Raw genomic sequence first — 4612 nt, forward strand, 5'->3', positions numbered from 1 at the left:
TATTTTTTAATTAAGCTATTATTAAAATCTCCCTTCTTAAATCTTCTATTGTAGCGGCAATATAATCTTCATCATTCATATAATTCATAATGAAGACCGTCTTAAACTCGTCCAGATCCGGATTGTTATTAAATCCTTCATAGGTTTTATGAAGCAAATCTATGATTGCATTCTTAGAATTGACAATATTCTGCCATGAATTTTTTGTTAAATACAGCTGCTGGGAAGAATTATATTCAAACTCTTCATTGATTGATTTTTCCGTAAGGAAAATAAACTCATGAACAGCCAGCTCTTTATCAAATCTTTGTATAAGATTAGATGGTTTCATCCTCTCGAGAAACAAAGTCATTCTTTCATAAGAATGGGTTTTATTTTCAGAATTGGATTTTACTGAAAGTAGCTTTATTTCCTGGTTCTTAAGATTGATGTACGTATATACAAACTGTCTCAGCAAAACCAGAAAGGGTATTGCTATAATTAATGCAAAGGCATACGGTAAATATCCTGAAAAACTTGTCATTCTTTTAGACGGCAAAATTACTAATTATTTGGTAGTTATTGAATAAGTTTATTGAAATATTTCAAGAAATAATATTCTTTTAAATCAGCACAAATAGCCTTTAATTATTAATGAAATATTAAGTAATTTTCAAAATCTTTTTGATCACCTGTTTTTTTGAATTCGACACAACAGGATACATTACAAGCTCAGGGCGGAAGCCTCTGAAAAACTCTTCAATAGCAGGGACTTCGCTTCCTTCGAAATCAAATATTCTGTGTTCAATATTTTTGGAAATTACATAATCTATAATTACAGACGAACCGGAAAGCTTAATAAAATCCTTATTATTAAAAGTTCCTAAAAGCACTACTGTTTTTTCATCATGATACACAGCAATAGCATTAATCACCCTGTTATCATAGAAAAAAGCAGTTACTTTCAGATATCCTGCTTTTTCGAAATCCATGAATAATTGCAAAAATGCTTTTTTATCTTTGTCATCCTTTGCCCCAATCATACTTTCGACAATAAATCCCCATATTTCTTCCAATCGTACATCCCGGATTTCTGATTTTTCAATAACATCTTCATCAAGCCGTAATTTACGCTTTCTCTTAGGAGAATACCTCTGTCTCACTATTTCATAAGATTCTGGTAAAATAAGAAAATTTTTCCTTTGTTGTAAAGACGTGGTGAATGTATTAACATTGTTAAAAGCATAATACCAAATGTTATATTTTTTCTCAAAAAAGCTTAAAAACAAATCATTAATCTGTAGGTTATCCGTTTTTGAAAAAACGCCCAGTTGTTGGCAAAGTTTGGGGTTATGTACAATTTTTATTCCGAATTTCCATACATAAGGCACTGGCATTACGGCTTCATAATCATTATAGACTAGAATTTCCCACTGTTTTCCGGAAGTGATGTCCAGAAAATCTTTGGAAGCAGAATATTTCCTTTGCTCAGAGCTTTCCAGGCATTCCGAATATTTATTGAAGTCAATTTCATGATATTTTAGTCTTCTGATCATAATAAACCTTCGTCTGAAAAACTAAAATAAGAATTTTGTGTTATAATCAGGTGATCCAAAAGCTGAACACTTAAAAATTCACCTGCTTCTTTTATTTTTTTGGTAATATTGAGGTCTTCCCTGCTGGGTTTTAAGCTTCCTGAAGGATGGTTATGAGCTATAATAATTCCTGTAGCAAAATGATCCAAAGCCGTTTTGAATAAAATCCTTACATCAACAATAGATTGACTGATTCCCCCCTGTGTTAATTTGGAGAGATGAACTATTTTATTGCTCTGATTAACATAAACTGCCCAGAATTCCTCAGCACGTAAATCAGATAATTGGTTTTTGAATACCTGATAAGCGTCACCACTATTCGAAATAATAGGTTTTTCAGAGACTTCCTGACCGGCTCTTCTTCGTCCAATCTCTAATGCGGTTGCAATGGAAATGGCTTTTACTTCTCCTACACCCTTGAATTTCATCAGGTCTTTTACGGAAAGTAAACTGAGTTGATTCCAATTGTTTCCTACAGAAAATAATATTTTTCTTGCCAGCTCTAAAGCAGATTCATCCCTGCTTCCGCTTCCCATAATGATGGCAAGCAATTCAGAATCTGAAAGTGAGCTTTTTCCTTTGAGCAAAAATTTTTCTCGGGGTCTGTCGTCTTGTGCAAGGAATTTGATGGTCATAATTTGTGTTTTTGATGATGGGGCTAATAAAAAGCGTAAAGAATAATCGGTTGCTTCGATTGATCTATATATTTTGCTGTCTGATTAAAGGCATTGGCGGAAAGCATGGGACATCCTAAACTAAGGCATACTGGATTTTGGGATTCCTGATCCGGAATACAACTGTAAGAATGCAGCACAATAGCTCTTTGTAAAGCATTATTATTAGTACTTTCCAATCCGTTTAAACGGTAAGATTTTCCAAATTTCCCTACATAGCTCTCTTTGATCTCGTATTTGCCTAAAGAAGACTGATAAGAGCCTTCCACATTACTGAATGCAAGCGATTCTGAATTTTGAATTACTGAGCCTGAACCATGAGAAACTATTGCTTTCTGCAGTATTTTATCATTCTTCAGATCATAGACGAAGTAACGATATTTTCCTGAATGAACTTTAAAGTTGATAAAAACGGCCAGATTCTGATTATAATTTTTACCTTTTATAAAGCTCCTGATCTCCGAAACTTTTGATTGAGGCAAATCAACAAAATTTCCCTGGGACTCAACTTTAGAGCAGGAAATAATAAAAAGGAACAGAAAAAGGAACAGTTTCATCATCAGAAAGTGTGTTTTTTACTCAATGATCATACCATCCTTCATAATCAGCTTTCTGTCTGTAATTTCAGCAAGATTAGGGTTATGGGTAACGATCACAAAGGTTTGATCATATTTGTCTCTTAAATCAAAAAATAACCGGTGAAGATCATCTGCATTCTTTGAATCCAGATTTCCTGTAGGTTCATCTGCGAAAATGATTTTTGGGGAATTGATCAAAGCTCTTGCTACCGCCACTCTCTGCGCTTCACCACCTGATAACTGATTGGGTTTATGATGTAGTCTTTGTTCAATTCTTAAGTCTTCGAACAGGGCATAGGCCTTTTCAATAGCTTCTTTTTCGCTGGTTCCTGCAATCTTTGTAGGAAGCAGAACGTTTTCCAAAGCAGTAAATTCAGGAAGTAATTGATGAAACTGAAATACGAAACCGATATTTTGATTCCGGAATTTTGAAAGCTGCTTATCATTCATATTAATGAAGGATTCACCCGCAATCGTTATTTCAGTATCGTTTTGTTTAGAGTTGGTAGGCTGGTCCAATGTTCCTAATATCTGTAAAAGCGTAGATTTTCCGGCACCGGATTCTCCGACAATAGATACAACTTCTCCAACTTTTATGTGGATATCAACACCTTTCAATACTTCCAAATTTCCATAAGATTTATGGATATTTCTTGCTTTAATCATAATTCAAAAATACTAAATTGATTTTGAAATTCGGACAAGAAAATAAACGATAATTTTTTATTTTCCAAATTAAAACCTAACAAAAAACCTCTCGAAGTGAGAGGTTTTAATATATTTATAACTAGAATGTTACAGTAATAAAGTTAAGGGACTCTCCAGATATGTTCTTAAAGTTTGTAAGAATTCTGCACCTGTAGCACCGTCCACTACTCTGTGGTCACACGCCAATGAAAGTTTCATGGTGTTTCCAACGACGATCTGACCATCTTTAACAATTGGTTTTTCAATGATTGCTCCTACAGAAAGGATTGCAGAGTTCGGTTGATTGATGATACTTGTAAAGGTTTCGATTCCGAACATTCCCAAATTAGAAATAGAGAATGTAGAACCTTCCATTTCATTTGCTTTAAGGCCTTTAGATTTAGCTCTTGAAGCCATATCTTTTACAGCAGCAGAAATTTGAGTATAGTTCATCTGATCCGTATTTTTTAAAACAGGAACCACCAATCCGTCAGGAATTGCAACTGCTACCCCAATATTGATATTTCCTCTGTGAATGATCTTATCTCCAGCCCAGCTTGAATTGACCTGCGGGTGTTTTCTTAAAGCAATAGCAGTCGCTTTGATGATCATATCGTTGAAAGAAATTTTCGTATCCGGTAAAGAATTGATCTCTTTTCTCGCCTCAATAGCCTTATCCATATTGATCTCTACCATCAGATAGTAGTGAGGAGCAGAGAATTTACTTTCGGAAAGACGTTTTGCAATAATGTTTCTTACCTGAGAGTTTGGAGTTTCCGTATCTTCACCCTGTACAAAGTTTACAGCAACCTGTGCAGCTGCACTTGCCGGAGCAGACGCAGAAGCGGCTGGTTTTGCAGATGGCTGATAATTTTCAATATCTTTTTTAATGATTCTTCCGTTTTCCCCGGAACCTTGAACGCTGTTGATATCAACACCTTTTTCCTGAGCCATTTTCTTCGCTAACGGAGAAATTGCCACTCTGTCTGTAGATGAAGAACTTGCAGCCGGAGCAGTTTTTTCTTCTGCTTTAGCTTCAGTTTTTTGTTCAGCTGGTTTTTCCGTCGCAGACTGAGCAGCCGGTTTTGAAGCCCCCACT

At 35.1% G+C, this 4612-nt stretch carries 6 protein-coding genes; all 6 read right to left on the bottom strand.

What is annotated here, in order from left to right; all coding sequences use genetic code 11:
* Window positions 1-10: 10 nt before the first annotated feature.
* Window positions 11-523, bottom strand: coding sequence for a DUF7935 family protein (locus ACGHIN_RS16610; protein ID WP_390456118.1), 513 nt, complete (start codon window positions 521-523; stop codon window positions 11-13).
* Window positions 524-641: 118 nt separating this feature from the next.
* Window positions 642-1535, bottom strand: a complete 894-nt coding sequence (locus tag ACGHIN_RS16615; RefSeq protein WP_390456121.1) for a hypothetical protein — start codon at window positions 1533-1535, stop codon at window positions 642-644.
* Window positions 1532-2209, bottom strand: coding sequence for a RadC family protein (gene radC, locus ACGHIN_RS16620; protein WP_390456123.1), 678 nt, complete (start codon window positions 2207-2209; stop codon window positions 1532-1534). Before radC ends, ACGHIN_RS16615 begins: the two co-directional genes overlap by 4 nt.
* Before the next feature lie 23 nt (window positions 2210-2232).
* Complete coding sequence (locus ACGHIN_RS16625; RefSeq protein ID WP_390456126.1) at window positions 2233-2808, bottom strand: murein L,D-transpeptidase catalytic domain-containing protein; 576 nt, start codon at window positions 2806-2808, stop codon at window positions 2233-2235.
* 15 nt (window positions 2809-2823) lie between these two features.
* Entirely contained in the window at window positions 2824-3492 is a 669-nt protein-coding gene (locus tag ACGHIN_RS16630; protein ID WP_390456129.1) for an ABC transporter ATP-binding protein, read from the bottom strand.
* A gap of 129 nt (window positions 3493-3621) precedes the next feature.
* Window positions 3622-4612 (bottom strand): dihydrolipoamide acetyltransferase family protein (locus tag ACGHIN_RS16635; protein ID WP_390456132.1); only part of this gene is annotated, 991 nt, incomplete at its 5' end.

The organism is Chryseobacterium barbadense (assembly GCF_042849955.1).
Lineage (GTDB): Bacteria > Bacteroidota > Bacteroidia > Flavobacteriales > Weeksellaceae > Chryseobacterium.